Source organism: Microbacterium sp. R86528 (assembly GCF_044596335.1).
GTDB lineage: Bacteria > Actinomycetota > Actinomycetes > Actinomycetales > Microbacteriaceae > Microbacterium > Microbacterium marmarense.
This window is the reverse complement of the sequence record NZ_CP138996.1, coordinates 2,267,162-2,292,915: the sequence shown is the minus strand read 5'-3', so window position 1 is coordinate 2,292,915 and position 25,754 is coordinate 2,267,162. Positions and strand designations below refer to the sequence as shown.

Below are 25,754 nucleotides of genomic sequence, written 5' to 3'. Positions count from 1 at the left end.
ACTGATTCTTTGCCAGACCCTTCATCCAATCATGGGATGAATCTCGTCACCGGCTCTGCCTGAGGTGCGGCGAATGGAGCAGGCGCATAGGCGGCGTGAGTATGCTGACCGCGAGCACCTACCCGAAGGGTCTTTCAGTGAATATTCCACCAATCCGTCACGCGCGCACCGCCTCCATTGCGGCAATGGCAACTCTTGCGCTGCTCGTTTCAGGATGCGCCGCTGCGACGACAGCAGATTCCACAGCAGAGCCCACAACCGACGTGTCGGTGGAAGAAACAGCAATGCCCACCATCGAGGTCGAGACTGCCGCTGGCCCGATCACCGGCGACTGCGATTCCATGGCGGCGACGTTCCGCGACGTGACGTCAGCGAATGCCGCTTTGCCCGACCCCTCCCTCACCGCGTCGTGTGACGGTGATTCGCTCGTAGTGGTCACCAATTCGATCCCCGACTACGTGTATGTCGCAACGACTCCCGGATCACCCTCTGAGGACGAAAGCACATACGTGCTTCCCGAGAGCCCGGTGGAAGCAGCAGACCCTAGCCCTGACGACGTGCCCCGGCTTGGTTCCATTGCGGTAGCCGTCAACGGAGTGCCGATCTACGGCCCCACAGAAGGAACGGGCGGAGATGTGCTCTCTCTCGCCGGCGCGCTGTCTGAGTGTGGCAGCCACAACGGCCCCACCGCTTTTCATATGCACCTGTTCGGCTGGGCTGAGGGCGTCGACTGTCTCTATTCCGCCGAAGAGGTCGAGTCCGGTGATCCGACTCTCGTTGGATGGGCTGCTGACGGGTACCCCATCATGTCGGGACTCATCTGCGATGACGACGAGTGTTCGTCGATGACTCAACTCGCCAGCAGTTGGGAGCTCACCGATGAAAGCCTCTTCGCGACGGACACCTGGGCTGCGCACAGCTATGTCGAGGGCTCGGGGGATCTCGACCAGTGCAATGGCCGAGTCGATAGCGATGGACAGTACCGCTATTACACGACCCCGACATTTCCCTACATCTTGGGCTGCTACCACGGTGAAGTCAGCGAAGACGCACTACCTCGCCTCGGCGGAGGCCAGGGCTAGCGCGTGAGGCACGATTTGTCAGCGACTCGCGTCACCAGCCGTCGCGGCTTGTTCGTAGGTTCGGCAGCCGCGCTCGTTGGTGCGGGGCTCACCGCCTGCACGACGAGCACTACCGTCGCGGCCGAAAGTGCCGACGCCCCCAATGAGGCAGACATCGGCTTCTGTACCGATATGGCCTTCCACCATGAGCAGGCGCTCGCAATGTGCCAACGCGTGCTGGGCAGCGACACGGGCGGCTCCGTGCAGAACTCAGCAGCAGAAATACTGCAGAACCAGTCCTACGAACGCGGACTCCTGCACGCCTGGCTCGCGAGCTGGGGTCAGAGCACAGCTCCACCGTCTGAAGTCATGGGTTGGATGGGAATGTCAATGCCCGCCGAGACGATGCCCGGTCTCGCAAGTGCTGACGAGATGCGCGCTCTTGCAGAACTGACTGGCATCGACAAGGGTCGCGAGTTTCTCGTGCTCATGCGCACACATCATGTGGGCGGCATTCATATGGCCGATATGGCAGTCGATATGGCTGCCATATCGCGCGTCAAGACGATAGCGCAGCAGATGTCAGCTCAGCAGTCCTACGAGATCGCGATGTTCGACTCTTTGCTCGAGACGACATACGCATAGTCGCACCCGTTACACGAAAGTGGGCGTCCCCCTCTGGGACGCCCACTTTCGTCTGAATTCAGCTAGCTAGTGGAAAGTTCTGCATGACGCTCGCCGCTTCTTCAGCCACAACGGTCGATGCCACCAAGCCTGATGCGTCGGCTGTGAGCGCCTCGCTCCACTCGTCAAGCGCTGACTGGGCAAAACCCGAGGTGAACAGCAGTTCTGAGAGTCGATCGAGTTCGGCTTCGTAGGCCGCCGAAAATTCGGTGTTCTCGAGAAAACGCTGCGAAAGAATGTTGCTCCCCTGCGCGCCGCCGCCAGCGCCCTCTACGGTGTCACCGCCCTGTGCCGATGCATCCGCGGGGGGCTCGGGCAGTTCTCTGGCCGACGGCAACCCGCCGGGCTGTCGCGCCCCGGCAGCGTCGTTGTTCGTGACGCCGAACGAGAGGTTGAGGTCCCACGACACAACTGTCATCAAACCGGTGTCGCCGTCGTAGGCAAGATACGAGTTGTTACCGGGCCCATCAATATCATCGAAGTTGCCAACGAGCTCTTGAAATGCGAGGTAGGTGGCGAAGGATTCGACATCGAGCCACTGATCAAGCTCCGCTGCAAACGTCTCGTCATCTGACTCGTTGATGAACTGCAGAAATGCCGTAAGGGGTTCGAGATCGTCGTCCCCTGCCTCCTGGTCAAATGCTTCGTCGTACTGGGCGGGATCATCCCCGCGGTACGAATAGTCCCCACCGGACTCGGCCTTGTAGAGCGCATCGGCGTTGTCGAACTCGCGGTCAGCCCATGAATTGTTGGGATTCTCTATGACAAGCCGAAGTGAGCTTTCGCCATCGATCTCAAACTCGACGGCCACAGCCTGCTCGGCGGCGAGGCCGCTCGCTTCGAGCAGCTCGAGAGCGAGAGCCTCATTCAAAGCCGTCTCAGTGGCATTGCCCCGCACAACGAACTCGGTTGCTCCGTCATAGTCCTGGTCGTCGACAAACTTGTCGAGATTGATAATCCAAGGCAAAGAGGCCGGGTCTTCGGCGCTGAGCTCGGCGTCCGCATCGGTGGACAACCCTCGCAGCGACGAGTTCCCCTTCAGCTTGAGTCCGACATTGTCAATGACCGTGCCATCGATCACTACCGTCGCGGTGATCCACTCCTTCTCGCCTGTGTCGAGGTACGTCGCGATCATGGCGTCATAGTCCGCGTCGTCATACGACAGCGAGATCGAGTGGACCTGACTGGAATCCCAGAACGCGGACGTGCCCACAGATGCAGCCTCGACGTTCAAAGCGTCGATCTCGACCGTCTCCGCGTCCAGGGTGAACGCGGAGCTTGAAACGTTTGCGCTCGCTAATAGAAGCCCCCCGACAACAACGAGGCTTGTTCCTGCGATCGCCAGTGAAATCCAGCTCTTCTTTGGAGTCATGGCACCACTGAATCGCACGTGGTTGAGCAGGACTTAGGGATCGGCTGAGTTCGAGCAAGCGCGGCGCGATGAATTTGCTATGGGTGGCAACTTGGACGCGTACGGGAAAGCGGTTACCCTGTGAGCAAAGCAACCGGAGGTAGCGATGACCAACGAGGGTCCCTCGATGACACAACCCACGATGAGCGCGACGACCCACGCCATCGGCACTCCGTTCTCGCATCATTGGAGCCGCGTGGCTGGCGCGGGGCGCGCGAATGAGGGGTTGCGTGCCGACTGGCAAAAGCAACTGCGCGAGGTTGTTGAGGTTCAGGGATTTGAATACCTGCGCTTTCACGGGCTCTTTCACGACGACATGTTCGTCTATCGAGAAGACGAGACGGGCGCAGTCACCCCCTCGTTCCAGTACGTCGATGCGCTTTTCGATGCGTTGCTCGAGATCGGCATCCGCCCGTTTGTAGAGTTCGGGTTCATGCCCCGCGAGATCGCGGTACACACTGACACCCTGTTCTGGTGGCGGGCAAACGGAACCCCACCCACCGACTACGACAAGTGGGAACAGCTGGTACTGCGCACCGTCGAACACTGGCGAGACCGCTACGGAATCGAAGAGATCCGCACCTGGTATTTCGAAGTGTGGAACGAACCGAACCTTGCGCCCTTCTTCAGAGGAACGCGCTCCGAATACTTTGAGATGTACCGACGCGCGGCGCGCGCGGTCAAGAGCGTCGACCCGCAACTGCGAGTCGGCGGACCGGCAACCAGCAACTTCGTGCCAGATGCGCGTTTCGACGGCGAAACCGAAGACACCAGCCAGCACGCCGCCGTGCTCGCAGCCGACGATCTGTCAGCACTCGATTGGAAACCTGTCTGGCTCGCGGAATTTCTCGCATTCACCGAAGCCGAGAATCTGCCGGTCGACTTCGTCGCCGCGCACCCTTACCCCACCGACTGGGCGCTCGATGAGCACGGTCAGGGCGCAAAACTCACCCGCGACGTGAATGCGACCGCCCGCGATCTGCAACTGCTGCGAAAGCTGGTTGACAACAGCGCCTACCCCGATGCCGAGATTCACCTCACCGAGTGGTCATCGTCATCGAGCTCACGCGACCGCACCCACGATCATCTGCAAGCCGCAACATTCGTGCTCAAAGCCAACCTCGACACGATCGGACTGGTCGATTCGCTGTCTTACTGGGCGTTCACCGACATCTTCGAAGAAGCCGGCGGTGGCCAAGAACCGTTCCATGGCGGATTCGGCCTCGTGAACCATCACGGCATTCCCAAGCCGACCTACCACGCATACCGCTTCCTCAATGCGCTCGGTGACGAACTGCTCACCAGATCTGACGCGGGCGCCATCACACGGCGCAGCACCGACGGCAAGATCATCGGTGCCATCTACCACTACCCCGAAGAAGTCACTCTGACCGTTCCCGCATCGATTGACGTGTGGGACATCGCCGAACGCACGCTCGCTACCGGTACACCACGAACGATCTCGTTGCGCGTCGAAGACCTAGCGGACGATGCGCAGTTCACGCTGGAGATCGTCGACCACGAGGCAGGCAACGCGCTGCCCGCGTGGAAGCAGCAGGGAAAACCACTAAACCTCAGCCGCGCCGAACAGGCAGCAATCGATCACGCTGCGCGCACTCTGCGCGTCGAGCACCACATTGCCGTCAACGGCGTACTCACGCTCAACGTCACCCTGCCACCCTGGGGCATCGCCCTACTCACACAGGTATGACCGCGACTTCCGATGTGAGGTTGCCGCCATTCAGCGCAAATGGGCTCAACCTCGCATTGCGCGTCACGCCGCCCGAGGACCGCACCCTCAGCCCGTTCACCGGTCTCACTCGAGAGCACTGGGTGGCGACCGCAAACGATCTCCTCGACTCGGCCGCACGGTTCCGCTCGAGTTCCGGATCTCGCTACGCCTTTCCAGGTCGTCCCTCGCGTCAAGGAACTCTCGTCGATGGGCTGGAGGGCTTCGCCCGCACATTCCTGCTCGCGGCTTTTTTGAGCATCGGTGAACCGGGCGAGGCGTCGCAGCGGCACCTCGATCGGTATGTTGCGGGGCTGATCGCTGGCACTTCGGCGAACGGTGATTCGGAATGCTGGCCTCCCATCGGACACGTCGAGGGCTCGGGGGGTCAGGCTCAGGTCGAAGCAGCAAGCATTGCGCTCAGCCTGCATCTGACTCTAGATACAACCTGGGCCCGCCTGACGCCCGCTGAAAAAGACGCGGTCGCGAACTGGTTGCGACCTGCGCTCGACAAAGAAACTTCTCCCAACAACTGGTATCTGTTCAGGGTGACCATCGCAGCGTTCCTTGAAGCGGTGGACCGCGGCGACGCCCAGACCCGTGCGACCATCGAACGCGGACTCGACTTGATCGAAGACTGGTATCGCGGCCGCGGCTGGTACAGCGATGGCGACGGCGAGGCGTTCGACCACTACGTTGGCTGGGCCCTGCATCTCTATCCGATGCTCTACGCGCGCCTCAGCGGCAATGGCGACCTGCTGTCGAAGTTCGGCGAGCGCCTGCGCGAGTTTCTCGAGCCCTTCTCGCACACCTTCGACCGCAACGGCGCTCCTCTCTATATGGGGCGTTCTATGACATATCGCACCGCAACGGTCGCAGCGATATCGCTGGGCGCGATCACAGGTCACACGCCGTTGAGCCCCGGCCAATCGCGACGGATCGCGTCGGCGAATCTGCGCTACTTTTTCGAACGCGAAGCAACCACCGACGGTGTGTTCAACTCGGGTTGGCACGGTGCACATGAGGCAACGTTGCAGCGCTACTCGGGCCCGGGTTCGCCCTTTTGGGCGTCGAAGGGGTTTTCAAGCCTGATGCTGCCGGCGCAGCATCCATTTTGGACTGACACCGAGTGCGCGCTACCCGGCGACACCGCAGACTTCATCGATGCCATAGCACCGGTCGGGCTCATGGTTCAGGCGACGGCAGCTGACGGAATTGCCCGCGTGCACAACCACGGCAGCGACAACATCAAGCCCCACGACCCAGATGCCGGTGCACCCGATCCGCTATACGCGCGCTTCGCCTATTCCACACGCACCGGCCCGACCGCGCTGCACAATCCCAGCGACAATGACTTTCAGATCCAGTATCGCGATGTGTGGAGCGCACGCCGACGCATCCACAACGCAGGATCCGGCGCGAACTGGATCGCCTCATGGCATCATCCGCGCTTCCCGAAGTTCACTCCACTGCCCGCGAGCGACGATGCCGGCCACGGCTCGCTGTTCCCATCCGCGCGCGTGCAATCTGTCACGGTTGCACAAGGAAACCTCGAAGTACGAATTCACCGCTTGCGCTTCCCGCCGCCCTCAAGCCCGGTTCGCGTGTCTGGGTGGGCGATTGCTGACGCTCGACCTGAAGATATTCGGCAGACAATCACCGGCAACTCGTCTCAGGTACGCAACGCCGAGGGACTCAGTTCACAACTGCTGGCACTGCACGGCTTCGCCGAGAACGCGAGCGCTTCTGCCGCTTCGTGGGGCACCGCATTTGGTCGCTGGGCGATGCTGCCTGAGTTGCACTCGAGCACACATGAGTCGCTTTTCGTGTATGCGGTCTCGTTATCTGGGTCAGCCGACGCGTTGCCTCTCCAGAACAGAGTGCGCGCAGACGTGACCGGTGCGCTTATCACTGTCGAGTGGCTCGAGCACGCCAGCGCGACCGCAATCAATCTCGATGACCTCGACTGGGGCCATCGTCGGCCTCTCTGTTAGAGGCCTCAGCGCGCGACTGGATCGTCGGGGCTAAGCAAGCGCAGCTCATCACGACGGGGAGCACCTTCCCAGTCTCCGGGCGAGAGGCAGGCGAAAGCACCGACGGCGACGGCTGTCTCGAGCCTCTGCTCGATGGATGCTGCAGCGAGCAGTTCCGCAAGGTACCCCGCGACGAACGCATCACCCGCGCCTACAGTGTCTACCGGGTCGATGCGAACCGCGTCACGCGACGTGATCTCACTGTGCGCGAGGGTAAGCGCACCCCGCGAACCGAGCTTTATGACGACCTCTGAAGGCCCACGTGCTGCGAGCTCTCGAGCAAGCTGCGCGGGCGCAGCGTTATGCCCTAGGGCGATCGCCGCTTCATCATCACCTGCGAACAGAACGTCGACGAGCGGAAGGATAGCCGCGTAGAACTCGTGCGCACGGGCAGCCGACCACAGCGTGCTGCGGTAGTTGAGATCGAAAGAGACTCGCACGCCGGAATCTTTGGCGGTGCGGGCAGCCTGCAGTGTCAGTTCAGCCGCTGACGCCGATAGCGCAGGGGTGATCCCTGTCAGATGGAGCAAAGCGGCGGAGCGGATGACGTCCTCGTCAAGATCGTCCGGAGTGGCCCGCGACGCCGCGCTGCCGGCGCGATAGTAAGAGACCCGCGTCGACGTCGGTGTGCGACGCTCCTTAAGCATCAGTCCGGTTGGCGCCCCGGCATCACGAGACGCGATGACCGTGACACCTTCCGCGCGAATCTCTCGTTCAACGAGGTCGCCAGCAGAATCGGCCCCGAGTTTACTCATCCACACCGTCGGCACGCCGAGTCGTTGCAGACCAATAGCAACGTTGCTCTCAGCCCCGCCGATACGCACTGTCATCGACGAAGCGTGTTGCAACGCGCCCACAGAAGGTGTGGCCAGCAGCATCATGCTCTCGCCGAAAGTCACAACCGGTCGCTGATCTGTCATCGCGGTGCTCGCGCCTGGTCAACAACGGCGACCGTGCGGCGAATCCGCTCTCGCAATGTGTCGGTCGATCCGCCACGCAGGGCGTCTCCGAGCAGAGGTGAGCCGAGACTGACCGCCGCCGCGCCCGCACGCAGCCAGGGTTCAATTTCATCGAGACCGATTCCGCCCGATGGCACGAACTCGAGGTGAGGGAACGGTCCACGCAGATGTGATCCAAACGATGCCCCCACAGTGCCTGCGGGAAACAACTTGACCGCTGTCGCTCCGGCTTGCCACGCGGCATTGACCTCGGTGGGAGTCATTGCACCCGGAAAGACCGGAACGTCTGCCGCTACTGCGCGCTTGATGATCTCTACGTCGGTGACGGGAGTGACGAGGTAGTCAGCGCCAGCGGCGATCGCCGCGTCTGCCTGCTCCACAGATGTGATGGTGCCGATCCCGATGTCTGCACGCCCAGCGGCAAGCTCACGCAACTGGGGCAGGTGAGCGAGCGTGTCGGGTGTTGTCAGGGTCAACTCAATCGACACGACGCCTTCATCGATTAATACCTGCACCACAGGGGCATAGGCCTGCGCTCGATCGGCGCGCAGCACCGCGACAATCGGCATCTGTCGGAGCCTCGCCGGAATCTCTGACCGCGTGTTCATCGTGCACCTTCCACTGCGTTCTCAACCTCATGTTCGTTTCTTGCCTTCGGCGGCCTCGTGGACTCACGCACGACGAGCTGAGGACGAAGAAGCACAGAGCGTCCGACTTCGCTACCGGCGCCGCCGTCTTGAGATACTGCTTCTTCCATGGCCAGCGTAGCCATGCGCTTGATCGGCTGCCGGATGCTGGTGAGCGGGGGGTCATAAAGATCCGCGAGGACGATGTCGTCGAAGCCGATGATCGAGACGTCTTCGCCCACTTTCAGCCCGAGGTCTCTCAAGCCACGGCAGAATCCAAGTGCGGTCATGTCATTGATCGCCACAACCGCAGTGGGACGTGCAGCGTCGCCGGTGAACAGATCGTGCGCAGCTTTTCTCCCCACTTCTGCCGCCTCCACGTCACCAAAAGGCAGGGTTTCGAATCCCGTCCACATCGGCATGTCACTCACGTCCAGACCCGCTTCTTCTATCGCGGAACAGAATCCGCGATAGCGGGCAGCACGGTTGACAGACTGGATAGATCCTGAGACGAACGCGATCTGGGTGTGGCCGAGTTCGAGCAGGTGGGATGCTGCGAGGTACCCGCCGACATGGTTGTCGATGCTGACACTCACGACAGATTCTGGGTCGCCCGGCTGGGCGGGGCGGTCAAACGTGACGAGTTGCAGACCTTCATCGATGACGTTCGAGATGTAGTCAAGCGAAGCAAGCGAGGTGCACAAAATGATGCCTCGCACGCCGTCTTCCCAGAGTTCTTCGACGTAGCGCCGCTCGCGATCGGGGTCTCGTTCACTGTTGCACAGCAGCACGCTCGAACCGGCTGCCACTGCGGCCAGCTCGATCTCGCGGGCGAACGCGCCCCAAAAGGGGTTGCCCACCGAGGGCACCACAAGACCGATGGTCTGGGTGCGCCCGTTGCGCAATTGGCGAGCTGCGCGGTTGGGTCGGTAGCCGAGCTCGGCAATCGCTTTGTCGATGCGCTCTCGCGTGGCTTGCACCATGCGGTCGGATCGACCGTTGAGCACGTTGGAGACAGTGCTTGGGGATACACCAGCGGCCTTCGCCACTTGCTGGATGGTTACTTTCGCCAAACCGCATCTCCTTCGATCGGTGTCATGAACAGCATACTACGGAAGTGGTGTAACGATTTACTAACTCGACACTAGATTTCACCGTGCAATAGCCGCGCAAATTCATGAGTTTCCGATAACGACACGATTTCAAGGGTTGACTCGGCCCCAGAGGTCATTTATGTTCAGTGCATCGTTACACCGCTCCCATCGCGCAAGATCCCCTCGGAAGCGGAACGCGAGACGAAGTCGTCCTCGTGAGGCAGAGTCGCCATCCATCTGTAACAACCGAAAGGACCAACATGAAGTCCCCCACTGTTGTCCGCGCCGCCGGCATTGTTGCCGTCACCGCGCTCACCGTTGCTCTCGCAGCATGCTCATCCGGAGACACCGATGCTTCGGTCGACCCAGACGAGGTCAGCGGCGAGATCACGTTGCTCACCCCTATCTTCGAGGGCTCGCCCGGACAGGAGCTTCTTGAAGGGGAGTTGCTGCCCCAGTTCTACGAGGAGTACCCCAACGTCACCGTGAGCGTTGACTACACCACCTACGGAAACCTCAACGAGAAGCTGACGACCGCTGTGGTCAGTGGTCTGGTTCCCGACGTCATGATGATGGGCGTGGGTTGGATCGAAGGCTTTGCTGACAAAGGCATCCTCGCTGACCTCAGCGAAGGCGGCCTCACCGAAGAATCGCTCAAAGAGACGTACACCGACGAAATCGTGGAAGCCGGCATGTGGGATGGCAACGTGTACGCCGTTCCAATCATGCTCGACACGCGATTCGGGGTTGCTCGCATGGACATCCTCGAAGAGGCAGGCTACGACGCTCCCCCCACCAGCTGGGACGAACTGATCGAGATTGCCGAGGCGACGACCGTTCGCGAGAGCAACGGCAAGCTGACGCGCGCTGGCTTCGACATGATGTCGCTCGACGCGCGACAGGCATACTTCACCATGCTGTTCTCAGCCGGCGGCGAAATCTTCAACGAAGACAACACCGTTCCCGAGTTCAACGGGCCTGAGGGCGTCGCCGCACTGCAGCTCATGACAGACCTGGTCAACGAGTACGAGGTCGAAGACATCGGCTTTGCCTCGACCGACGACATCGTCAACCCGCTGATCAGTGGCCGCGCGGCCATGGGTATCGCTCACAACAATCTGTGGACGCAGACCCTTGAAGCCGATCCTGAGATGGTCGACAACCTCGAGCCGTTCATCATCGAGGGCGCCGCGCCCGGCATGTTCTTCGGCGGCACGCTGGCCACCGTGTCGAACAACTCGCAACACCCCGAAGCGGCGCAGGCACTCCTCGAGTTCCTCTCGAGCCCCGACGCAGCACTGGCAGCGAACGAACAGCGAGGCAACGTGCCTGCTCTGCTCGACCTGCTCGAAAGTGACTACGTGCAGTCGAACCGTTTCGTGCAGTTCGCGATGGAGAACCTCGACGTTGCACAGCGCGAGGGCGGCCCCGCCGCCTGGCTCGAAGTACGCGGTGACGTCGCTCCGGCAGTACAAGAAGCACTGCTCGAGCAGAAGACACCGCAAGAAGCACTCGACGACCTGGCTGCGTTGATGCAGACCGCCATCGACCGCTGATCCCGAAGGTCTGGTCGGGCGGTGCCCGCCATCGCCCGACCAGACCACCTACTCAATCCATCCATACCAATGAGGGCATGATGACAACGACAACGCCTCGGCGCGATAACGCTCGCGTCACACCCCCCGCGGGCGGTGCAAAAACGCAAGCACCGCCACGCAAGCGAGGGCTGACGCTCGCCGAACGCAAGAAGCGCCGCGCCGGGTGGTTGATGGTCACCCCCTCGGTGATCCACATCGGGCTCTGGACCGCGATTCCGGTGCTCGCCACGTTCTATCTGTCCTTCACCGACTACAACGTGTTCTCGGCTCCGAACTGGATCTGGTTCGACAACTACATCGAAACACTGTCCGACCCGGTATTCCTCAAGTCAATCTGGAACACCGTCGTCTACACGTTCTGGACAGTCCCTGTATCAATGGCCGTGGCCCTCGTCATTGCCGTGGCTTTGAACCAAGGACTGAAGCTGCAGAAGTGGTACCGCACCGCATTCTTCATTCCGCAGGTGACTGCGACGGTCGCTATCGCGATGGTGTGGCTCTGGATCTTCAACCCCCAATACGGTTTGCTCAACGCGTTTCTTGAGCTCTTCGGACTTCCCGGTCAAGCCTGGCTCGTCGACCCTGACTGGGCTCTTCCCTCGGTCATCGTCGTCGGCGCTTGGCAGGGCATCGGCATCAAGATGCTGATCTATATCGCCGCACTTCAGAACGTCGATGAGTCACTCTACGAAGCAGCTTCGGTTGATGGAGCATCCCCGATCCGCAAGTTCTTCGCGATCACCGTTCCCATGCTTAAACCCGCCACCTTCTTCGTGCTGGTCATCTCGATCATTGGCGCCTTCCAGGTCTTCGACCAGATCTACGTGCTGACCGACGGTGGTCCAGCGAACGCCACCACAATGATGACCTACGAGGTCTACCGCTCCGCCTTCCAAGAGTTCCGAATGGGAATGGCATCCGCTCAGTCAGTCGTGCTGTTCGCGTTCCTCTTGGTTATGACTCTGATCAGCCGCCGTGCAACGAAGGAAGACGACTGATGGGCATCACAACACTGCGCGCTGCCGCGATTGACGACAACAACGCCGCACCGCCACCACCCAAGCGCGGCCACTACCCGCGCGCCAAGATGCGCAACAGCATCTTGCTCAACACGTTCTTGATCCTCGGATCGCTTTTCATGCTCATCCCCTTCATTTGGATGATTCTGACCAGCGTGAAGTCGCCAGCCGAACTCGCACAGTTCCCCCCGACCTTCCTCCCGCAGGAATGGCTCTGGAGCAACTACGCGGATGCACTCAAAGCTGCGCCGTTCGACCTGTACTTCCGAAACAGCTTGATCATCTCGATCGGCCACACCGCCATCACGCTCGTGCTCGGCTCAATGGCGGGGTATGCGCTCGCTCGCGTGTATTTCCGCGGTCGCGAAGTCGTCTTTCTTGCGTTCGTGGCCATGCTCATGATCCCGACCTACACGAAGATCGTCCCGCAGTTCTTGATCGTCAAGTTCATGCCTCTTTTCGGAGGCAATGACATCTTCGGCCAGGGCGGCATCGGCTGGCTCAACAGCTGGTGGGCCCTCATCATCCCGGGTGGCCTCAGTGCCGCCGCGATCTTCTTGTTCCGTCAGTTCTACCTTTCACTGCCCGGCGAACTCGAAGAGGCGGCTCGACTCGATGGACTCGGCGAGTTCCGGATCTTCGCGCAGATCTACACCCCGCTGATCAAGCCCGCCATCGCGACAGTGGGTCTGCTCACCTTCCAAGAGAGCTGGAACAACTTCCTCTGGCCCCTCTTGGTCACGACGAGCAATGACTTGCGAGTCATCCAGGTCGGTCTAGCGGTCTTCCAACAGCTCGACAACACGCTGTGGGCGTACCTCATGGCGGGAACAACGATGGCCACGGTTCCGATGGTGCTGCTGTTCATCTTCGCCCAGAAGTACTTCATCCAAGGTTTCACCAACGCGGGCATCAAATAGTCCTCGACGTCTCACCAGAACGGAAAGAATTCATGCAGATTGATCTCACCGGGCGCCGCGCGCTCGTCACCGGAGCAGGCGCTGGCATCGGAGCAGGCATCGCCCTCGCTCTGGCAAAGGCAGGCGCCGACGTTGTGGTGCACTACGCACACAGCGCAGACGGAGCACAAGAGGTTGTCGAAACCATCACCAAGCTCGGCCGCCGGGCCAAGAGCAGCCAGGCCGACCTCACCGTGTCGTCTGAAGCAACCGCACTGGTCGCAGACGCCGCCGAGTTCTTGGGGGGTCTCGACATCCTCGTCAACAACGCTGGCCACCTCGTTGGCCGCGCAACGGTCGAAGAGATGAGCGACGAGCACTGGGCTGCCGTTATGGGCGTCAACGTCTCAAGCACCTTCTTTGTCACGCGCAGCGCCGTTCCTCTGCTCAAGGCCTCCAACAATGGCCGTGTTGTCTTGATGTCATCTCTTGCATCAGAAAACGGCGGCGGTGCTGGATCAGTCGCCTACGCGGCCTCGAAGGCGGCCATTGTCGGCTTCGCACGTGGTCTCGCGAAGGAGCTCGCACCGAGCAATGTCACCGTCAACGCCGTCGCCCCTGGCTTCATCGGTGAGACGGCATTCCACAACACCTTTACGCCGTCGACCGCGCAGGCGGGCATAATCGCGGGCATTCCGCTGGGCCGTGCCGGCACCGCCGACGATGTTGCTGACGTCACCCTGTTCCTCGCGTCTGATCTGTCGTCGTACGTGACCGGTCAGGTCATCGACATCAACGGAGGGCTTAACTTCCGATGAGTCTGGTCCCTCTTCGCCGGGGCGGCTGGTGGCACGACTACGTGTGTCCGACGCACGGGATGGAACTCGAGCCGGCTATCGGTTCGATCTACCCTTGCTCACGCGGTTGCCAGCTTCAGGGTGAGCCTTTCGACGCAGCGTGGACGGTCTACCTGCATCAAGGCCTCGCCCGCGAAGCACGCCTGCACGCGCACCGCTACCGCGTGTCCGGCGAAGAGTTGGATCGTCATCGAGCCCTGCAGATCCTGACCGAATATGCGCTGTTCTACGCCGATGTCGCCTCAAGCGGATGGAACGAAGGCAGTGAAGCGTGGATGCTGCAGGGCAAGCTCTTCTCCCAAGCGCTCTCTGAGGCACAGTGGGCGGTCGGCATCGCTGATTCCGTCATCGCCCTTGCTGCGCGACGCACCTCGGACGAGGAACTCGCTCCGCAGATCGACGCGATGCTGGTGGGCTTGATCGACACCATCGAGCAAGCTCGCCACATTCTCGTCGTCGAGCGTGATGACCTTCGAAGCAACTACACCGCGTGGCTTGACGCGTCGAGGCGCCTGCTTCACCTCGCTCGTGTCGCGTGGAATCTCGCGGCGCCTGACGACACGCTCGAGACGCGCGTGTATGAGCATATGCGTGTCGCCGTCTTCGACGACGGGTGGGAGTGGGAAGGGTCAACCTACTATCACGTGTTCGTTTTGCGGGCGTATCTGCTCGCGCTGCGCGGGATCGACCCTCGCAGCATCCCGACCGACATCGTCGCGATACTCAGCAAAATGGTCGACATACTGCCCGCTATCGCTGCGCCAGATGGTCGTCTGCCAATCATTCACGATGGGCCGTACGACCGCCTGGCCATGCATCGCGAAGTGCTAGAGATCGCGATGCTCGCCGGTCAGCTCGGCGACTCAGCGGCGCTCGGGCCCGTGCAGCGCTGGGTGCGCGAGCGACTCGACGACCAGCACGACGGCCTCGAGGATCTGCTCGACGGCTGGTTCGGCGACGCACCCGCCGCGGTTCTGAGCACAGCAGAACCTGCGACCATCCACTTTGCTGATGCCGGGTTCGTCGTGTTGCGCGAACCGCGTGAACGCTTCACTGCGGTTCTCGACGCCGGACCGCACGGCGGTGCACACGGCCACTTCGACAAGCTTGCGCTCTACCTCTACGGCGAGAACGGACCCTGGCAGCCCGCTCCCGGTGTCCCCCCTTATGCGAGCCCGTTGCGCCACGGCCATTACGCCCGCACGCTGGCTCATCCCACCGTTCGCATCGATGGCCACGATCAAGCTGAGGCATCCGCGAGTATCACTCACTGGGATGCCGCGTCTGGCACGGTGAGCGCTACCAGCACCGACGCCTACGACGGGTTCACATTGACGAGATCTCTCGTGCTCAATGAGGGCATCTTGGCCGACGTGTTTCGCGTCACGTCAGAAGACCATTCCGAGCACGAAATCACCCTGGCGCTGCGTCCTGCGGTTAAGTTTACGATTCAAGCGCTGGATGCCACGTGGAAGTCGACCTGGCAAGCATCCGCCGGCTCGCAGCTCGTCGGTGTGCACCTCTCGACGTATCGTTCGACCCTCGTCGAATCGGCGGGCCGCGGGCCCTCCGATGACCCGGCGGCCCTGCAGGCAGTCGGCGACTGGACATGCACCGGCGACGTCGCCGAATTTGTCTCGCTCTACTTTTTCGACGGCATCGCGCCGCGTAGCGCCTCCGTTATCGACTCCACCGCCACCACGACCACCCTTCTCGTCGAGTTCACCGACGGACACACACGGAACATCGAGGTTTCCCGATAATGCATCCCCTCCTCATCAACGGACGCGAAGAGCAGCTGCGCAGCGAACTCACGGGAGCGCGAGCTCCGCAGTTTCGGCGCCTGCTCGAAGAGTGCGAGCGCTACAAGTCGATCGCGCTCCCCCAGGAGCATCCACTCGCCTCGATTACTTATTTCGGTCCCGCCGCGGCCAGCCTTGCTCTCGCCTATCGCCTCACGGGCCAAGCTCACTATCTGGATGAGTTGCGGCGCTGGCTCGCTCCGCCGCTCTCGTTCCCCCACTGGGGCAAAGCTAACCTTCCCGACCACGACCTCGACGCCGGGTGGATTCTGCACGGTTTCTCGCTTGCCCTGTCTTGGGCCGGAGATGCGCTGCGGCCCGAAGAACGTGATGCTCTGGAGCAGAAACTGCTGTTGCAGGGGCAGCGCCTTTACTCCTTCGCTGTCGAAACCGAGGGCGGGTGGTGGTCGTCTTCGTACTGGCAGAATCACAACTGGATCTGCTACGCCGGACTCGCCACAGCGGGCTATGCGCTCCAAGGAATATTCCCTGAGGCGAAGGAGTGGACCGAGAGGGCAAAGGCGAACTTCAAAACCGTATTCGAGATGCTTCCCGAAGACGGCTCAAACAACGAAGGCGTCGTCTACTGGCGCTACGGTGTGCCGTGGCTCGTCAGCTACCTCGACATGCTCAAGGAAACCGAAGGCATCGACTGGTTCAAAGAGAGCCCGTACCTTCGTGAGACCTTCTGGTATCGCCTGTATCAAGCAGCCCCGGACTTCGAGCGAATCGTCGACCACGGCGACTGTCACGACCGTCGCAGCGGCCACTCGGTGTCGATGTACTACAAACTTGCCTCTGAGTATCGGCTGCCGCAGGCGCAGTGGCTCGCAGACAAGGTCGCCGAGGAGTTCTTCTGGCGTGAAGCGTATGAAAGTGACGTGCGCCCGGGAGTGCGTGCCGAGGCGTACCAAGAGTTGCTCTGGTTCGACCCAACCGTGGAAGCATCCGGCCCAGAACACCTGCCTCTGAACCGCTATTTCTCAGACCTCGGCCTCGTCGTCGGCCGCACGTCGTGGCAAGACGACGCCACGATGGTCTCGTTCAAAGCCTCGCCGGGTGGCGGCCACAAGGCGTGGGAGAACGCCCATCAACACAAGCTCGACACCGGGTGGATCACGCTCAATGCCGGACACCACCACCCCGATTCGGGAACGTTCGTGCTGATCGGAAACGGCTCGTACCTCGCGCTCGATGAGGGCTACTCATCTCGCAAGCTCACCGAGCACCACAACAGCGTGCTCGTCGACGGCAACGGCTTCGTGAACGAAGACCGCTACCATATCTTCGAGAACCTGCCGTATGAGCACACGGCATCGATCCTGACAACCACGCTTGGCAAGGGCTGGACTCACGCGGTGAGCGAGACCTCGGCCATGTATGACCCATCGCTAGACATCGAACAGATTCGCCGGCACCTGGTGCTCACGCCAAGCGGATCGCTCGTGATCCTCGATGATCTGATTGCGCGAACCGCCCGCTCGTGGACGTGGCTGCTGCAGACGCAGAACCGCCCGTTCGAGCTCGCGCCGCGACGGTGGCGCGCTGAAGCGGGCAACGGAGTCATGCCGATCACCTTCTTCGAAGATGACTCGCACATCGAAGTCGTCGAGACAGCCGTGCATGCGAACCCGACATCGTCAACGCCGAGTCTTGCGATCAGCAAAGTGCAACACACGCTCAAGCGAACCACGGCGCCTCGCGAGCGAGCTCAGTTCGTCACAGTGCTCGAATCGCAACGATGGGATGATGAGTCATCGGCCGAGGTCACGTGCGAGTTCGACGGTTCACGAGTGATCGTGCGCATCACGCGCGGGGAGCAAACCGAAGTGGTTGCACTCGACACCGCTGGCCGAGATAGCTTGATCGATGAACCGCAGATCAGCGGCGCCGGCTTCAACGCCCGCACCACTGGCGCTGGAGAGGAATGACCATGGTGCGCGCTCGGCCGCCCGCTCGAAAAACCCGTTGGGAATCGAGTCTGCTGAGCGCCCTGGCCACACCCGCGAATATCGTTCTCGGCGGCATCGCGGCCTTCTTGCTGGCGTTGGCGATCATCACAGCACTTCCCGCGATGATCGCCCTCGCGCGGGCGCTCACACGGTGGATGCGCGATAAAGACGACGCTGTGTTCACCAACACCTTTCGCGAGTTCGCGTCGACATGGCGTCGGTCTTTGCCATTGGGAGTTTTCGCTGCGTTTGTCACGTTCGTGCTCGCGGCCGACGTCTTCTTCTTGCTGGTGCAGATGACGACAGGATCGTCGACGCTGGCCATCGTGTTCGCTGCGGCCGCGGTTCCCATCGGCGTGCTCTTCTTGCTCATGCTGCTGGCAGTGCCAGTGGCGGCATCGCGACTTGCCGACGCGACCCGGCGTGAATGGATGAACGAGGTGGGCAGCATGTTGCTGCGTCACCCTGGCCGGTCGCTCGCGATGCTCGTGCTGGGCGTGGCGATCACCGTGGGGTGCGTGCTGCTTCCGACGCTGATCCCCTTCGTCGCACTCTCGCTTCCGGTATACGCCGGGCTGCGCGTCTGGGGGTATCAGCACGACACCCCCACTTCAGAGTGAAAGCCCCTTGGGCCGGACTGCGCGATACCCCGGGCGCACTGTGGGTGCTGTACCTCGACACCTTCACCATGGCGGTGGGCTTCTATATGCTCATCCCCCTGCTCGCGTTTCATCTGCTTGAGAATCTCTCACTGAGCATTGCGTTCATCGCTGTGCTGACAGCGGTGCGTTCTGCGGCACAGAATGGGCTGATGCCCATCACGGGATGGATCGCGGACCGCATCGACTACAAGCGGGCGATCCTCGGCGGTGTGCTCATTCGCGCCGCAGGATTTGCCGCTCTGGGCACCGTCGACACTCCCGAACTGCTGCTAGTCGCGTCAATCCTCACCGGCCTCGGCGGTGCGCTGTTTCATCCGGCGAGCTATGCCGCCTACTCGGCGCTCGCCGAGGGGCGTGACACGGTGCGCGTCTACTCCACCCGCGAGCTCGTCTCGAACGTCGGATTCATCGTCGGGCCGGTCATCGGCGGCCTGCTCGCCGGCGCTGACTTCGCCCTCGTCAGTTTCGGAGCCGCTGGCCTCTTTCTCACCGCATTCTTCATCACCCTGATCGGCCTGCCCAGCGGCATGTCAACGTCGGCGAAAGAGCGAACCTCATTTCGCACGGTCTTCTCAGACCGCCCGTTCATGCGCTTCTGCCTTGTGGCAAGCGGCATGTCGGTCATGATCACGCAGCTGTATCTCGTTGTTCCGATCCGTGCCCGTGACGTACTGCCCGGCCCAGAAGGGGTCGGACTGGTCTACACCGGCGCTGCGGTGCTCATGGTGTTCACGATGCTCCCGACCACGAAGTTCGCGACCGCCCGATTCTCGTCGTACAAGATTCTGGCCTTTGCAGCGCTAGCGCTCGGCAGTGGGCTCGCTGTGATGGGCCTGTGGTCGTCGATCGCTGGCCTGCTCCTCGGTGTCGGCATCTTCACGGTCGGGCAGATGCTCGCGCAACCGGTGATGAACGCGGTAGCCGCTGGGTTCACCCACGCCGGGTCCGTCGCCAGCTACTTCGGTGTGCTCGGGCTCGCACATGCGGTCGGCGGCATTATCGGCACCACCGCGGGCGGCTTCCTCTACACCGTTGCCGAGTCTGACAGTTGGGCGAGCAGCCTGGTCTGGTGGGCCTTCCCGGTGTGGGCACTGATCGTCGGCACCGCGTTCGTCAAGCTGAAGAAGTAGCGTGCTGCACTAGCGGCGAAGCTTCTTGCGCAGATAAACCTCTTCGATGCCGTCGCCCTGATCGACTCGTTCCGCCTCTACGTAGCCGCAGCTCTCATAGAGCCGAATGTTGGCCTCGCTCAGGCTGCCGGTGAACAGTTCTGCCTCCAGCGCGTCAGTATTGCTTTCTGCTGCCTCAAGCAGGGCCTGGCCGATTCCCAGTCCTTGCATGTCGGGTGCGATTGCGATGCGCCCGATCAGCAACCGGCCCGCGGCTTCGCGCGCGCGGATCGCGCCGACCAGCCTGCCGTCGATACGCGCTGCCCACCCTTGCGTGTCGCGCAGTTCGCTTTCGACTTCAGCGAGAGTCTGCGTGAGCGGGGGCATGTCGACAGAGCGATAGATGATCGCCTCTGACACGAACGCGGCACGTTGCACGGTCAGCACCTCGCCAGCGTCTGCCGGTCTGAGAGCAGAGATCTCGATCTCAACGTCTGTCTCGTGATCGCTCACGATGCCGTCCACTGTTCGTCGAGCGCCGCGTCTGCAGGCCGCAGATCAGCCGCTTGATTGCGCAGGTATGCGGCATACCCGCCCGGTGTGCGGCCTTCAAACCGGCCCGACGTCAGCACTTCGGCGCTGTCGCTCGCGGCCACAGCAGCGCCGATGGCGCGGCACTGCGCGACGAGGCCAACATCTTCATGCTCGGCAACAGCGTTGAATCCCCCCGCCGCAAGGTACGTGCTGGCACGCACACCCAGGTTGGCACCGTGCACGTGGCCGTTCGGTTTGCCGCGAATGTGGGTCTTCAACCAGAGCGCGCGGTGGCTGCGTGAAAGATCGGCGAAGTCTGGACGTACCGTGCCCACCACGACGTCGTTGCCAGCATCTGCAAGACTGCGCTGCGCAGTGAGCCACTGCGGTGGCACCTGTGAATCCGCATCGGTAACCGCGATCCATATCCGTTCGGCCTCGATGTCGTCGAAGTCAGCGAGCGCGGCCGATACTCCGACCGCACGTGCAGCCCCCACCGCGGTTGCCGATACCTCAATCGTCTCGAACGGAAAGCGCGAGGCGATCTGCGCGGATTGATCCGTGCATGCGTCCAGAACGACTCTGACTTCGCAGGGCAGATCAATCTGCCGAGTAGCTGCGTCCACCGACTGCAAGCACCGGGCCAGCAGCGCTTCTTCGTTGTGGACGGGAATCACCACGACAACCGCGGCGATAGGAAAGTCGCTCACCTCAGCCCCTCCATCTGCGCTACCGACACTGCTGGCGACCGCGTGAATACCTCGAGCACGAAGTCCTCTTCTTCGTGAAGAGCTATCCGCGACCACGACTTCACGTCTCTGAGCGCGCGATGCACCTGATCACCGCTGAGTGGATAGTCCTCAACAAGGTGCCGCCAATGGCACGCGAGCACGTAACCATCCCACGCGAGCGAATGCTCAATTCGTGCGATCGTTTCACGCAAGTCGTCTGACGACAGGTAGTACCCCACTTCAGAGAGCACGATCGTGTTGAAGGTGCCTTCGGGCCACCACTCGGGCACCATCGCCTGCCGCACAGTCACAGCATCATGGGCCTGCACACGCTCGCTCGCCCGTTCAACAGCCGCCTGGCTGGCATCGATCGCCAGCAGCGAGCGAGCGCGCGCGGCGATCTGTTCGGTAAGCAGACCCGTGGCGCAGCCGATCTCAAAGACGTCACCCAAGGCTCGGGTGGGCAGGCTCGCCATCGTGATGGCACGCTTGCGCTCTTCATACCAGCGCGTGTCGAATCCCCACGGGTCTTCGTGTCGGGCATAGAAGTCTTCGAACCACTGCCGCGTCAACGACGCGTTGTCGTCTGACACGCGTTCCTCCTCTATGAACAGTTCCGCGGCACGCGAGAAGTGCTCGAGCATGCCGGGCGAGATGATCGCTTCATCGCCAGCTGCGCCAGAGAGCGGCTCAAGCTGCGAAGTGTGTGCGCGCATGGCGTGCGATTTTGCTGCGCGCGCTTGGCGACCGAGCCCGACCGCGCGACAGCGATTCCAGGGCAAGTCGTCTGGGCAGCCCCAGTGCCAAAGCCATACCGGATACCCGAAGTGCCTCATGCTCCGCCTCGCGAGCGCGCGCGCCACGCAACCCGCGGCGATGCGGTGGTCGCGATGACCGTCGCCTGACCAGGGGGCAACGACTAGCGTGCGTTCTGAATCAGGCAGCTCGTCAATGAGCCGCACCAGGTGGGCGGTGAGAGTGGCTTCGTTCTCGCGCAACGATCCGTCAGGCAGCGAAAGAAAGTGCAGCGTGGCTTCGGGCGCAAGCGTCGTCACGGCCCGCGCCACTTCGTCTCTTCGAAGCGTGCGAAGCTCGTCGGGGGAATGCGTTGGGGAATTCGGGTGGGATGCTTCGCCGTCCGTCGCCACGATGATCATGACGCGCGCGCCACGACGATGCGCCTCATGGAGCAAGCCGCCGGCACCGAGCGTTTCATCGTCTGGGTGAGCTGCCACGACCACAAGGTCGTCGAGCTGTACGTCTAGCTCGGGTAGCGCTGCGAGCCTCGGGTCGGCACGCCATTCGCCTTCTGCGGTGCCCGGCGACAGATGAGTGAAGGTGGCCATCAGTGCTCTGCCTCTGCGACCAGGTTTCGCCCGAGGCGCTCGCTATCGCGCAGCCCGTGGTGTTGACGCAGGTACAGATGAAGATCGGCGACGCGACGCGCATGTGCGTCATCGGCGACGAGAGGAGCGGGGCCCAAAGCCGCGTCCGTCTCGGCGAGCACCCGCGTCGCAGCGCCTGCAACTACGGTCCGTACGCGCTCGGCGAGAATCTTAGCCTCAGCTGCCGCCACATGACCCGAGTCGACGAGATCGGCAGCCTCACTCAACGTCGCACGAGCGGCCCAGAGTGCGGCATCAGCGTTGCCTAGGTGCACCCGCGCAAGCTGATCGGCGCGATCAGAAGCGGCGGCCGTTTGCAATGGTTTCGCCACTCCCTCGGCGGCACCCCACCAGCACGCTGCCACTGACATGCCGCCCCAGGCAAAGCCGGGGCGGGTGAGATACCACCCGGGCTCTCCCACGGGCACAGCCGGCACCTTCTCGAAGGTGATCGGCGCGCTGACGACGTCAGACAGACCCCGCGCGAACCAGGGCCCGGTATGCGCCTCGACGCCAGCCGCGCCCAGGTTCACAGCGAAGAGTTGCCGCCTGCCGTCGTTTCTCGTCGCGGTGACGAGCGCGTGCGTCAAATCGGCTCCGAGGGAGCACCAGGGCTTTGTGCCTGACAACTCCCACCGCCCCTCGCGCTCAATTGCGGCGAGACGCAGGTCTGCGGCCTCTGCGGCAAACACGCCCCACGTGGAATGGGGCGTGACCTCAATGCTCTCGATGTTCTCAGCCGAACTCGCTGCGCTGTCGTCACTCGACTGTTCGAGAATGCTCAGCGCATCAAGGTGGGGCTCGAGCATTCTCGCGGCCGACACGCTCAACCGTGCGGTCGCGGCGAGCAGCTCCCACAGCTGGCGGGTAGCACCATCTCCCACCATCGGAGCTCGTTGCCCGACACCCTGACACCAATCCAGCGTGGCGGCGACGTCGATCCCGAAATCGTCGACCTCTGCGGCCGCGCCGAGCGCTGACGCCGCGAGGGAGCACGCGCTCCCCCGCGGATCAAGCGTCAGTGGCGCCATGTCACGAACGCGCGGGCTTTCGGTTCTCGGCGCTCACCATCCATGCGAATTGCTCGAGCTTCTCGAGCACCGCGTGCAGCACGTCTGCACTCGTGGGATCTTCGTCGTCAATCGGATCGTGCACTTCGCGGATTGTCGCGACGGTCGCCTCAAGACGGGCAGTGATCAGATCGACGGTCTCTGCGGTGTCGATCTCACCCTGCGGAAACTCCGGCAGTGTTGTGGTCGCGGCAACGGTGTCACTGCGGCCATCTGGGATCGCATGCAGCGCACGCATGCGCTCGGCAACCGTGTCGCTGAACTCGCGGGCGGCGTCAATGATCTCGTCAAGCTGGCGATGGGTGTCGCGGAAATTGTGGCCGACAACATTCCAGTGCGCCTGCTTTCCCTGCAGCTGCAGTTCGAGCAGGTCGACGAGCACTGCCTGCATTTTCTCGCGCAGACCTTTCGACGCGACAAAGCCCTTCTCGGCATTCTGGCGTCGTGTGCTTTTGGCACCCGCGCCTCCGGGGGCTGAACGGCGATTGTTGTTCTGTTCAGGTGTGGACTCAGTAGCCATGATGTTGAACCTCCACCAGCGAGAATACGAGGCCGTCACCGCTTCTGCCTTGGGCTTGACAACCCCTTTAGTGGAGGCTAATCCTCTTGACTATGGCGTCTGATTCACATGAAACCTCGCCCGCCGACGATCGCCGCAATGATGGCCGAGGCGAGTCGGCCAACGAGCGCGCCGACCGCAACTGGGACGAGCTCATGCAAGAGACGCGAGTGATGCAGACGGGCACACAGATTCTCAGCGGATTTCTGCTTGCCGTGGTCTTTCAACAGCGCTTCACCGACATCGACAACGTGCAGCTCGCGCTCTATGCGGTTCTCGTCGTGCTCGCTGCGTGCGCGTCAATCTTGGCCCTGGTGCCGGTTCGCATGCACCGCAAGTACTTCGCCCGCGGGCGCAAGGCAGAACTGGTCGCCACGACATCGAAGCTGGTAGCCGCCAACCTCGTCGTTGTCGGCGCCCTCTCGGTCGGAGTCACAACGCTGATCCTCGACGTCGCGCTGGGACGTACCGCGGGAATCGTCACGTTGGTCATCGGAGCAATCGTGGTCGTTGCGCTGTGGTTGGTGAGGCCTAGTCCCGTGGCATCACCAGCTGGTGAGTAGCAAATGCTGCACCACGACGGCAAACGTCAATTGCCCGACCAGCCCCCATCGTCGCCAGCGCTCAGAAAGCAAAGCTGTGCCCACGAGCAGCCACGGCACGAACGGCAACCAGATGCGCTCGACTTCTGCCTTGCTCATCTGAGAGAGATCAGCCAGCAGCACCGTGACGAACGCGGCCGTCGCCAAGAAGACGATGACCCGCTCGGCCGTGATGGCTGAACGCACGCTCGGCAGCCGCTGAATCGCCGCCGCGACGGCGGCCCCCACGAGCGGACCGGCGCTGAAAGACAGCGCCGCGAAATTGCCCCACATCCAATACCAAGCCGGACGACGGCTGGCGATTCCATCCCAGTAGCGTTCGACGAGAACCGGGTAGGCATCCCACCACACGAACCCGCCCGCCACGAACGCGAGCACGACTGCAACAGCAGCCACGACCGCCCAGGGCAAGGGCGTCCAGTTGCGCGCCACCAGAAGAACCGTCACGGCGAGCACACCGAGCAGCGGCAGGCCGTACGACATCATCACGCAGTAGCCGAGCACGAGGCCGGCACCCGCCGCCCACAGCGCGGTGCGTGCCCAGCTTTTGGCCATCGCGGCATAGGCAAGCAGACACAGCCCCCACGCGGCTACCGCCCCAAACATGGCGTCGGCAGACACCGACATCCAGATCGCTGCCGGCCCGAGAGCGATCAGCGGTGCGGCTTTGCGCGCCGCGCTTTCTGCACCTAGGCGCCGCAGTGTCGCCATGACCGCAACCGAAGTCGTGGCGGCAATCACTGTCACGACCAAGCCCGCGGCTAGCCCGCTGCCCAGCCCGATGTTCACCAGAATCACGAAGAAAAGCAGCGCACCTGGCGGGTGGCCAGCAATGTGGACAGGCCAGTTATCGACCGAATCCAGCGGAATATGCGCAATGTACCTGCTCAGCACCGCGCCGAAGTCGGTGACCTCACGCGCCGTGCGCAAGTACTCATACTGGTGCTCGAGTATCGTGCTGATGCCGTCGAGTCCGTCCACGGTGGCAAGAGCCAGCATCCAGAAAAGGCTCGCCCCGAAAGCGACCAGCAGCAACCATCCCCAGCGAAGCCGCGCCGCAAGATCCGAAGCATAGCGAATCGCGAAGCCCGCGAAGACGATGGCAGCGATCGTTCCTGGTCCGACCCGCGGCATCCACTGCGCGTGAATCGGCGGAAAGTACCTGATGTGCACGTTGAGACCGGTGACGAAGGGTACGAGCATGGCCAGGGTGATCAGCCCCAGCGAGATGCCCAAGCCGATCCAGGGGGCCGTCGTAGCAGCGGGGCTGCGAGGCACACCCGCGGCGAAGGGTTCGGTCGTCACTCTTAGAGGTTAGAGAGTGACGCCTCAATCGTCGTGAACCAGACCTTACGAGTCTCGAACGTGAAGCGTTTCT

The 25,754-nt window shown here is 62.2% G+C and carries 23 protein-coding genes; 13 read left to right on the top strand and 10 right to left on the bottom strand.

Annotation, left to right across the window (positions count from 1 at the left end; translation table 11 throughout):
- The first annotated feature begins 101 nt into the window (after positions 1 to 101).
- Entirely contained in the window at positions 102 to 1,082 is a 981-nt protein-coding gene (locus tag SJY18_RS10595) for a YHYH protein (RefSeq protein WP_396668907.1), read from the top strand.
- Between the two features lie 3 nt (positions 1,083 to 1,085).
- Positions 1,086 to 1,706, top strand: coding sequence for a DUF305 domain-containing protein (locus SJY18_RS10590; RefSeq protein WP_363584668.1), 621 nt, complete (start codon positions 1,086 to 1,088; stop codon positions 1,704 to 1,706).
- 58 nt (positions 1,707 to 1,764) lie between these two features.
- Here SJY18_RS10590 and SJY18_RS10585 read toward each other — a convergent pair whose 3' ends face one another.
- Positions 1,765 to 3,117 carry a CotH kinase family protein gene (locus tag SJY18_RS10585; protein WP_396667532.1) on the bottom strand — a complete coding sequence of 451 codons (1,353 nt, stop codon included), beginning with the start codon at positions 3,115 to 3,117 and terminating at the stop codon, positions 1,765 to 1,767.
- 166 nt (positions 3,118 to 3,283) lie between these two features.
- Between SJY18_RS10585 and SJY18_RS10580 the strand changes: the two genes are divergently transcribed.
- Positions 3,284 to 4,867, top strand: a complete 1,584-nt coding sequence (locus SJY18_RS10580) for a beta-xylosidase (RefSeq protein WP_396667531.1) — start codon at positions 3,284 to 3,286, stop codon at positions 4,865 to 4,867.
- The gene (locus tag SJY18_RS10575) at positions 4,864 to 6,879 is read left to right on the top strand and encodes a DUF2264 domain-containing protein (protein WP_396667530.1); all 2,016 of its coding nucleotides are present in this window, start codon (positions 4,864 to 4,866) and stop codon (positions 6,877 to 6,879) included. Before SJY18_RS10580 ends, SJY18_RS10575 begins: the two co-directional genes overlap by 4 nt.
- Before the next feature lie 5 nt (positions 6,880 to 6,884).
- Here SJY18_RS10575 and SJY18_RS10570 read toward each other — a convergent pair whose 3' ends face one another.
- Genes SJY18_RS10570 through SJY18_RS10560 form a run of 3 tightly spaced genes read right to left on the bottom strand, consistent with a single transcriptional unit; the run spans position 6,885 to position 9,576 of the window.
- The gene (locus SJY18_RS10570) at positions 6,885 to 7,838 is read right to left on the bottom strand and encodes a sugar kinase (protein ID WP_396667529.1); all 954 of its coding nucleotides are present in this window, start codon (positions 7,836 to 7,838) and stop codon (positions 6,885 to 6,887) included.
- Positions 7,835 to 8,485, bottom strand: coding sequence for a bifunctional 4-hydroxy-2-oxoglutarate aldolase/2-dehydro-3-deoxy-phosphogluconate aldolase (locus tag SJY18_RS10565; protein WP_396667528.1), 651 nt, complete (start codon positions 8,483 to 8,485; stop codon positions 7,835 to 7,837). The genes SJY18_RS10570 and SJY18_RS10565 overlap by 4 nt, the downstream gene beginning before the upstream one ends.
- Complete coding sequence (locus SJY18_RS10560) at positions 8,482 to 9,576, bottom strand: LacI family DNA-binding transcriptional regulator (RefSeq protein ID WP_396667527.1); 1,095 nt, start codon at positions 9,574 to 9,576, stop codon at positions 8,482 to 8,484. The genes SJY18_RS10565 and SJY18_RS10560 overlap by 4 nt, the downstream gene beginning before the upstream one ends.
- A 281-nt stretch (positions 9,577 to 9,857) precedes the next feature.
- On the opposite strand from SJY18_RS10560, the gene SJY18_RS10555 reads away from it, so the two are divergent.
- From SJY18_RS10555 to SJY18_RS10520, 8 genes are all read left to right on the top strand, one after another.
- Positions 9,858 to 11,153: an ABC transporter substrate-binding protein gene (locus SJY18_RS10555; RefSeq protein WP_396667526.1), complete on the top strand. Its 1,296-nt coding sequence runs from the start codon at positions 9,858 to 9,860 to the stop codon at positions 11,151 to 11,153.
- 80 nt (positions 11,154 to 11,233) lie between these two features.
- Positions 11,234 to 12,193, top strand: a complete 960-nt coding sequence (locus tag SJY18_RS10550; protein ID WP_396667525.1) for a carbohydrate ABC transporter permease — start codon at positions 11,234 to 11,236, stop codon at positions 12,191 to 12,193.
- Positions 12,193 to 13,134 (top strand): carbohydrate ABC transporter permease, encoded by a 942-nt coding sequence (locus tag SJY18_RS10545; RefSeq protein ID WP_363584694.1) that lies wholly within the window; start codon positions 12,193 to 12,195, stop codon positions 13,132 to 13,134. The genes SJY18_RS10550 and SJY18_RS10545 overlap by 1 nt, the downstream gene beginning before the upstream one ends.
- Before the next feature lie 32 nt (positions 13,135 to 13,166).
- A complete protein-coding gene (locus SJY18_RS10540) occupies positions 13,167 to 13,931 on the top strand; it encodes an SDR family NAD(P)-dependent oxidoreductase (RefSeq protein ID WP_396667524.1) in 765 nt (254 codons plus the stop codon).
- Entirely contained in the window at positions 13,928 to 15,733 is a 1,806-nt protein-coding gene (locus SJY18_RS10535; RefSeq protein ID WP_396667523.1) for a heparinase II/III family protein, read from the top strand. Before SJY18_RS10540 ends, SJY18_RS10535 begins: the two co-directional genes overlap by 4 nt.
- Positions 15,733 to 17,703, top strand: coding sequence for a DUF4962 domain-containing protein (locus SJY18_RS10530; RefSeq protein ID WP_396667522.1), 1,971 nt, complete (start codon positions 15,733 to 15,735; stop codon positions 17,701 to 17,703). The genes SJY18_RS10535 and SJY18_RS10530 overlap by 1 nt, the downstream gene beginning before the upstream one ends.
- Positions 17,700 to 18,344 carry a DUF624 domain-containing protein gene (locus SJY18_RS10525; RefSeq protein WP_396667521.1) on the top strand — a complete coding sequence of 215 codons (645 nt, stop codon included), beginning with the start codon at positions 17,700 to 17,702 and terminating at the stop codon, positions 18,342 to 18,344. The genes SJY18_RS10530 and SJY18_RS10525 overlap by 4 nt, the downstream gene beginning before the upstream one ends.
- A complete protein-coding gene (locus SJY18_RS10520; protein WP_396667520.1) occupies positions 18,341 to 19,516 on the top strand; it encodes an MFS transporter in 1,176 nt (391 codons plus the stop codon). The genes SJY18_RS10525 and SJY18_RS10520 overlap by 4 nt, the downstream gene beginning before the upstream one ends.
- Positions 19,517 to 19,525: 9 nt before the next feature.
- Here SJY18_RS10520 and SJY18_RS10515 read toward each other — a convergent pair whose 3' ends face one another.
- The 5 genes from SJY18_RS10515 to SJY18_RS10495 are packed head-to-tail and all read right to left on the bottom strand — an operon-like array spanning position 19,526 to position 23,735.
- Entirely contained in the window at positions 19,526 to 20,008 is a 483-nt protein-coding gene (locus SJY18_RS10515) for a GNAT family N-acetyltransferase (protein WP_396667519.1), read from the bottom strand.
- The gene (locus SJY18_RS10510) at positions 20,005 to 20,739 is read right to left on the bottom strand and encodes a glycosyltransferase (RefSeq protein ID WP_396667518.1); all 735 of its coding nucleotides are present in this window, start codon (positions 20,737 to 20,739) and stop codon (positions 20,005 to 20,007) included. Before SJY18_RS10510 ends, SJY18_RS10515 begins: the two co-directional genes overlap by 4 nt.
- Positions 20,736 to 22,106 (bottom strand): PIG-L family deacetylase, encoded by a 1,371-nt coding sequence (locus tag SJY18_RS10505; protein ID WP_396667517.1) that lies wholly within the window; start codon positions 22,104 to 22,106, stop codon positions 20,736 to 20,738. Before SJY18_RS10505 ends, SJY18_RS10510 begins: the two co-directional genes overlap by 4 nt.
- Positions 22,106 to 23,176, bottom strand: coding sequence for an acyl-CoA dehydrogenase (locus SJY18_RS10500; RefSeq protein ID WP_396667516.1), 1,071 nt, complete (start codon positions 23,174 to 23,176; stop codon positions 22,106 to 22,108). Before SJY18_RS10500 ends, SJY18_RS10505 begins: the two co-directional genes overlap by 1 nt.
- Before the next feature lies 1 nt (position 23,177).
- Positions 23,178 to 23,735 (bottom strand): DNA starvation/stationary phase protection protein, encoded by a 558-nt coding sequence (locus tag SJY18_RS10495; protein ID WP_337336976.1) that lies wholly within the window; start codon positions 23,733 to 23,735, stop codon positions 23,178 to 23,180.
- Between the two features lie 92 nt (positions 23,736 to 23,827).
- On the opposite strand from SJY18_RS10495, the gene SJY18_RS10490 reads away from it, so the two are divergent.
- Positions 23,828 to 24,337 carry a DUF6328 family protein gene (locus SJY18_RS10490; protein ID WP_396667515.1) on the top strand — a complete coding sequence of 170 codons (510 nt, stop codon included), beginning with the start codon at positions 23,828 to 23,830 and terminating at the stop codon, positions 24,335 to 24,337.
- Here the strand turns inward: SJY18_RS10490 and SJY18_RS10485 are convergent.
- Complete coding sequence (locus SJY18_RS10485; protein WP_396667514.1) at positions 24,320 to 25,681, bottom strand: hypothetical protein; 1,362 nt, start codon at positions 25,679 to 25,681, stop codon at positions 24,320 to 24,322. The genes SJY18_RS10490 and SJY18_RS10485 overlap by 18 nt on opposite strands.
- Positions 25,682 to 25,754: the final 73 nt, after the last annotated feature.

Coding starts and splice junctions, on each gene's coding strand:
- SJY18_RS10595 (WP_396668907.1), top strand. CDS start 102: ATGCTGACCGCGAGCACCTACCCGAAGGGTCTTTCAGTGAATATTCCA.
- SJY18_RS10585 (WP_396667532.1), bottom strand. CDS start 3,117: ATGACTCCAAAGAAGAGCTGGATTTCACTGGCGATCGCAGGAACAAGC.
- SJY18_RS10580 (WP_396667531.1), top strand. CDS start 3,284: ATGACACAACCCACGATGAGCGCGACGACCCACGCCATCGGCACTCCG.
- SJY18_RS10575 (WP_396667530.1), top strand. CDS start 4,864: ATGACCGCGACTTCCGATGTGAGGTTGCCGCCATTCAGCGCAAATGGG.
- SJY18_RS10570 (WP_396667529.1), bottom strand. CDS start 7,838: ATGACAGATCAGCGACCGGTTGTGACTTTCGGCGAGAGCATGATGCTG.
- SJY18_RS10565 (WP_396667528.1), bottom strand. CDS start 8,485: ATGAACACGCGGTCAGAGATTCCGGCGAGGCTCCGACAGATGCCGATT.
- SJY18_RS10555 (WP_396667526.1), top strand. CDS start 9,858: ATGAAGTCCCCCACTGTTGTCCGCGCCGCCGGCATTGTTGCCGTCACC.
- SJY18_RS10550 (WP_396667525.1), top strand. CDS start 11,234: ATGACAACGACAACGCCTCGGCGCGATAACGCTCGCGTCACACCCCCC.
- SJY18_RS10545 (WP_363584694.1), top strand. CDS start 12,193: ATGGGCATCACAACACTGCGCGCTGCCGCGATTGACGACAACAACGCC.
- SJY18_RS10540 (WP_396667524.1), top strand. CDS start 13,167: ATGCAGATTGATCTCACCGGGCGCCGCGCGCTCGTCACCGGAGCAGGC.
- SJY18_RS10535 (WP_396667523.1), top strand. CDS start 13,928: ATGAGTCTGGTCCCTCTTCGCCGGGGCGGCTGGTGGCACGACTACGTG.
- SJY18_RS10530 (WP_396667522.1), top strand. CDS start 15,733: ATGCATCCCCTCCTCATCAACGGACGCGAAGAGCAGCTGCGCAGCGAA.
- SJY18_RS10525 (WP_396667521.1), top strand. CDS start 17,700: ATGACCATGGTGCGCGCTCGGCCGCCCGCTCGAAAAACCCGTTGGGAA.
- SJY18_RS10505 (WP_396667517.1), bottom strand. CDS start 22,106: ATGGCCACCTTCACTCATCTGTCGCCGGGCACCGCAGAAGGCGAATGG.
- SJY18_RS10500 (WP_396667516.1), bottom strand. CDS start 23,176: ATGGCGCCACTGACGCTTGATCCGCGGGGGAGCGCGTGCTCCCTCGCG.
- SJY18_RS10495 (WP_337336976.1), bottom strand. CDS start 23,735: ATGGCTACTGAGTCCACACCTGAACAGAACAACAATCGCCGTTCAGCC.
- SJY18_RS10490 (WP_396667515.1), top strand. CDS start 23,828: ATGGCGTCTGATTCACATGAAACCTCGCCCGCCGACGATCGCCGCAAT.